The sequence below is a fragment of the Mesorhizobium sp. M1E.F.Ca.ET.063.01.1.1 genome, from assembly GCF_003998155.1.
GTDB lineage: Bacteria > Pseudomonadota > Alphaproteobacteria > Rhizobiales > Rhizobiaceae > Mesorhizobium.
This window is the reverse complement of record NZ_RZSC01000399.1, coordinates 1-5,433: the sequence shown is the minus strand read 5'-3', so window position 1 is coordinate 5,433 and position 5,433 is coordinate 1. Positions and strand designations below refer to the sequence as shown.

Genomic DNA, 5,433 nt, shown 5'->3' with positions numbered 1-5,433 from the left:
TGGGCGATTTCGCGCCGAGCACTTCGGCGATCTGCTCAGCGCCGTGCTGGACGCCGTGGCAGAGGCCGACCGTGTCGACCTTGCCATATTCGATCGCGGCCCATGTGTTCATCGCCATCGGGTTGGCGTAGTTGAGGAATTTGGCGTCGGTCTCGGCGACCGCGCGGATGTCCTTGCAGAAGTCGAGGATCACCGGGATGTTGCGCTGGCCGTAGAGAATGCCGCCGGCGCAGATCGTGTCGCCGACGCATTGGTCGATGCCATATTTCAGCGGAATACGGATGTCGTCGGCATAGGCTTCGAGGCCGCCGACCCGCACGCAACTGATGATGTAGCGTGCGCCCTCCAGCGCCTTGCGGCGGTCGGTCGTCGCCGTCACCCTGGTCGGCAAATTGTTTGCTTCCACGATCCTGTCGAGGATCGCCTTGATCATCCCGAGATTGTGCTCGCTGATGTCGGTCAGCGCGAATTCGATGTCCTTGAATTCGGGAACGCACAGAATGTCGGTGAACAGCTTCTTGGTGAAACCGACGCTGCCGGCGCCAATGATAGCGATTTTGAAACTCATCACCTTCACCTCGATGCAATCGAATGTTAGGCAAGGAGCAGCAAGGGAGGATATGGCCGCACGCCAGCGCGTGCATGCCATTCAAAGCCGGAAATCCGGCTTTTCTCCTCCCGCCCGCTCCTCGACCGCGGGTCTTTCCCGTTCTTGAGGAGCCGGATTATGCGCTTATTCGCAGGCGCGGCCAGAGAAGGATTATGCTTTCGAGGGTAATTTTGTGCTGCATGACCTGATCGCCAACGGAAAGCTGATGCGGACGATCTCGCTGCCGCGCGGCCGCCAGCGCCTGCATGCCATGCCGACGAGCACGGGCTACGAGCTGCGCGAGGACGAGACCTATGACTGGGACGGTCGCAAGCGCGGCCAGACCCCGTTCACGGTTCTCCAGCATACGATCAGCGGCACCGGCCAGTTGCGCTACGAGAGCCGCAATTACCGCCTGCAGGCGAACGACACGCTGCTGGTGCTGGTGCCGCACAACCATCGCTACTGGCTGGCCAAGGGCGACCGCTGGGAATATTTCTGGATCTCGATGAACGGCGAGGAGGCGCTGCGCATCCACAAGTCGATCCTCAGCGTCTCGGGTCCCGTGTTCCGGCTGCAGCCAGCGACCGTCGATCACCTTGCCGATTGCAGCCTGCGCCTCATCAAGGGAGCCGCTTCGCCCGGCGCGGCTTCGGCGATCGCCTATGAAGCGGCGATGGCGCTCTATGACGATATCTTCGGCTCGCATGCCTTCACCGAAAAGCAGAGCGCCATGCAGCCTGTCATCGACCACATCAACGCCAATCTCGACAAGCCGCTGCCGGTGGCGGATCTGGTCGAAATCAGCGGCCTCAGTCGTGCCCATTTCTCGCGCTGCTTTGCCGAAAGCGAAGGATTGCCGCCGGCTGAATTCGTGCTGCAGCAACGGCTGCAACGTGCGGCGAAGCTGCTCACCAAAGCGGATTTCCTGCCGGTCAAGGAGGTTGCGGTCCTCTGCGGCTTCGAAGACGCGAACTACTTCTCCAAGGTCTTTCGCCGCTGCTACGGCATCAACCCGACGCAGTTTCGCACCACCGGCATGTATGCCAGTCGCGGCAACCATCGCTGAAGGGCAGTTGACCTCGAATGGTCAGTGGCGGGGTCGATCGAGTGTCGTCGATGCGGTGCTGACCGGGTCGGCTGCCGCGAAGGCTGCGTCGATCTGTTCGGGCGTTCGCTGCCCGGCTCGCTTCCACGCAACATACTGGACGATGCCGAAGCCCGGGCGCTGCGGCACGGTCTTCACCACCGGCATGCGGAAGCCGTCGCGGAATTTATCCCAGCGCGCGCCGAGCACCGCCACCATCTCCTCGAAAGTCGGTGGCGTCGCGACGTCGGCATAGGTGATGGTGACCTTGCCGGCCAGCGCCGCTGCGCGCGGGACCGGCACCGGGATCGAGGCGAGGTAATCCGCCGGCACGTCGATCAGCCCGCCGAAGGCCCATTGCTGGCGCAATTCGTCGGCTTTCATCGGCGCGACGCTGACGTCGATGTCGTTCGGCGTGCCGGGCACGCGATAGGGGCAGCGGAAGCGGCCGCAATTCGCCTGCGCCGAGAACTGCCAGAGCGCGTAGCCCTGCCAGTTGCCCATCGGGAAATGCACGCCGATGTCCGGCTTGTAGCGGGCGTACCAGAGCGGCAGCCGCGACAAGAGCCGATAGGTGTAGCGGTTGTCGGCGATGTACTGGGCGGTCTTGCCATTCGAGTAGAGCACAGGGAAACGGCCGAGGCGGCGATGCACCTGGCGCACGAATTCTTCCGCGTCCTCGAGCGACATCCATTGCGCGGGATCGATGCCCTCGAGATCGAGGGCAATGAGATCGTCCGGCGCGGGCTCGGCGAAATCGATGAAATTGTTGGCCTGCTCGACCGGATTGCCGGGGCGGGCAAGATGATAGGCGCCCCATTTCAGGCCGAGCGCCTTGGCCACCACCTTGCGCGTCTGGAACAGCTCGCGCGTCACCGCGTAGCGCTTCCACAGCGCCTTGCAGAGCTTGACGTCGGTTTCGCCGCCGAAGCAGAAATAGGGCGGCGGCAGCCCGTCGGAGGCCTTGTTGATGAAGCCGACGACGCGCTTGTCGGTAGCGAGCTCAGCCCAGTCGATGGAATTGTATTCGTAGGCGTCGATCACCAGCGCGCGGTCGGCGTTCTTCCAGGGCTCGGAGAAATCCGAGGCCTGTGCCGCCGTGCCCAGCGCAACCGCCGCCGCGAGAAGCGCCAGGCGGCGAAGAGGGCGCGCCGGCTGTTTCAATCAGGGTTGTCCCCACTGACCAGGGGACGATCCTGAACCGCTATGGTTAAGGAAGTGCTTTCAAACCGTTGGACCCTCAGCGCCGGAAGAGCGGCTGCACCTCGAACGGATCGGGCGCCGGCTCCTGCGGCAGCGTGCCTTCGGCGGCGCGCTTCTTGTGATGTGCCAGCGAGCATTGCGGCGAGCACAATATGCCGCGGTCCGTCCAATAGGCTGGTCCGTTTTCGAGTTTGCCCTCGTGGTACCAGAAGCCCGTCGCCCGATAGGGAAGGCCGCATTCGATGCAGCGATAGGCGTCAGGTCTGGCAAGCATGGGATATTCCGGTGCGCTTTGGTCTACAACTCGCGGATCATACCAGCCGGATGTAATTCGTCGTAGAAATTTTGAGCGGCAATTGCAGCCTTGAAAATTGGTCATGGCCTTCGCGACTTCGTCATTCTATGGCGGAGCAAGGAGCGAAGCGACGCGCGTAGACCATAGAATCCATTCCGTGACGTTGAGGCGTTTCGACGATCCGGAATTCTGCTCCGCTGAGCCCTTGCACGAGGTCACGGAATGGATCCTCGGGTCTGCGCGTCCGCTTCGCTCCCGCTCCGCCCGTGGATGACGAAGTCCCACCTCCGCAAAATCCGCGTGACAAAGTTTGACGTTTACGTAAAAAGAAGATGCGGGCCGGCCCAAAGGTGGATGGCCTCGCTTCGGCCACGCGACTACGGTTGGCCGAAACGGAGGAGGAGCAGTCATGTATCGCGCACCGGTCGAGGACATAGCCTTCACGCTGAAGCATGTGGCCGGGCTGAAGCCAGCGCTGGATGCCGGCACCTTCGGCGATCTCGGCGAAGACCTGGTCGACGCGATCCTGGCCGAGGCCGGCCGTTTCGCCAGCGAGGAAGTCGCGCCGCTCTACAAGATCGGCGACGAGCATGGCGCGGTGCTGAAGGATGCGGCCGTCACCACGCCACCCGGCTGGAAGGAGCTTTACCGGCGCTGGATCGAAGGTGGCTGGAACGCGCTGTCGGGGCCGGAGGAATTCGGCGGCCAGGGCCTGCCCACAATGCTCGCCGTCGCCGCGCTCGAAATGTGGAATTCCGCCGCCATGGCCTTCGGCATCGGCCCGACGCTGACCATGGGCGCGGTGGAAGCGCTCGACAAGCACGCTTCCAACGCGCTGAAGGAAAAGTACCTCGCCAAGCTCGTCTCCGGCGAGTGGATGGGCACGATGAACCTGACCGAGCCGCAGGCAGGCTCTGACCTCGCGGCCCTGCGCAGCCGCGCCGAGCCCGCCGGCGGCGGCACCTACCGCATCTTCGGCCAGAAGATTTTCATCACCTACGGCGAGCACGATTTCACCGACAACATCGTCCATCTGGTGCTGGCGCGACTTCCCGACGCGCCGGCCGGGACGCGCGGCATCTCGCTGTTCCTGGTGCCGAAATTCCTGGTCAACGAGGACGGCTCGCTCGGCGCCCGCAACGACGTCTTCTGCTCCGGCCTCGAGCACAAGCTCGGCATCCATGCCTCGCCGACCTGCACGATGATCTATGGCGACGGTTTTGAGGGCATGACGCCTGGCGCCATCGGCTGGCTGATCGGCGAAGAGAACAAGGGTCTCGCCTGCATGTTCACGATGATGAACAACGCCCGCCTTGCCGTCGGCATGCAGGGCGTGGCGGTGGCCGAGACGGCGACGCAGAAGGCGATCGCCTATGCTAACGAGCGCCGCCAGGGCAAGGCGTCGGACTATTCGGGGTCCGGCATGGCGCCGATCGTTCATCACCCCGACGTGCAGCGCAATCTTCTCACCATGCGGGCGCTGACCCAGATCGCGCGGGCCATCAGCTATTCCTGCGCACATGCCATCGACCGCGCCCGCGTTGCCGAGGGCGAGGCCGCCGCCACCTGGCGCGACCGCGCCAATCTGCTGACGCCGCTTGCCAAAGCCTTTTCCACCGATGTCGGCGTCGAGGTCGCTTCGCTCGGCGTCCAGGTGCATGGCGGCATGGGTTTCATCGAGGAGACGGGCGCGGCAGCGCTCTATCGCGATGCACGCATCGCGCCGATCTATGAAGGCACCAACGGCATCCAGGCGATCGACCTCGTCTCGCGAAAACTGCCGCTCGGCGGCGGCGAGCATGTGCATCGCTATATCGGCGAACTGAAGGCGGTGGCCGATGGAGTGCGCACCTCAAACATCGAAGGCTTCGGCCGCACCGCCGACAACCTTGATCGGGCGCTCGCCGATCTCGACGAAGCAACGCGTTTCCTGCAGAGGCTGATGGCCGACGGCAAGGCCGATGCCGCAATGGCCGGCGCCACGCCCTACCTTCGGCTGATCTCACTTGCCGCCGGCGGCGCCTATCTGGCGCAGGGCGGCCTTGCCGACCGTGGCCGGGTTCCGCTTTGCCGCTTCTTTGCCGAGAACCTGCTTGGCGAGACGCGCGCTCTGAAGGAACGCATCATCGACGGCGCCGACAGCCTCGCCGCCGCCGGCAAGGCGCTGATCGCCTGAACAGCCTGTCATTCGAAGGAACCATCGTGACCGACCATATCCTCATCGAGCGCCAGGGCGCAGTGCAGATCATCCGCATGAAC

Annotated in this window: 4 protein-coding genes and 1 pseudogene; 2 read left to right on the top strand and 3 right to left on the bottom strand. The window is 63.9% G+C overall.

Translation table 11 applies throughout. The annotated features are described in order from the left end of the window. A pseudogene (locus EOA29_RS23685) lies at positions 1-568 on the bottom strand (alpha-glucosidase/alpha-galactosidase); the annotation flags it as partial. Between the two features lie 247 nt (positions 569-815). Between EOA29_RS23685 and EOA29_RS23680 the strand changes: the two are divergent. Beyond that, positions 816-1,658 carry an AraC family transcriptional regulator gene (locus EOA29_RS23680; RefSeq protein ID WP_127221642.1) on the top strand — a complete coding sequence of 281 codons (843 nt, stop codon included), beginning with the start codon at positions 816-818 and terminating at the stop codon, positions 1,656-1,658. 21 nt (positions 1,659-1,679) lie between these two features. Here EOA29_RS23680 and EOA29_RS23675 read toward each other — a convergent pair whose 3' ends face one another. Together EOA29_RS23675 and EOA29_RS23670 are read right to left on the bottom strand one after the other, a co-directional pair. Further along, positions 1,680-2,840: a glycoside hydrolase family 25 protein gene (locus EOA29_RS23675; protein ID WP_127221640.1), complete on the bottom strand. Its 1,161-nt coding sequence runs from the start codon at positions 2,838-2,840 to the stop codon at positions 1,680-1,682. A gap of 76 nt (positions 2,841-2,916) precedes the next feature. Continuing rightward, entirely contained in the window at positions 2,917-3,153 is a 237-nt protein-coding gene (locus EOA29_RS23670; protein WP_127221638.1) for a hypothetical protein, read from the bottom strand. A gap of 430 nt (positions 3,154-3,583) precedes the next feature. On the opposite strand from EOA29_RS23670, the gene EOA29_RS23665 reads away from it, so the two are divergent. Beyond that, positions 3,584-5,350: an acyl-CoA dehydrogenase family protein gene (locus EOA29_RS23665; protein WP_126095268.1), complete on the top strand. Its 1,767-nt coding sequence runs from the start codon at positions 3,584-3,586 to the stop codon at positions 5,348-5,350. Positions 5,351-5,433: the final 83 nt, after the last annotated feature.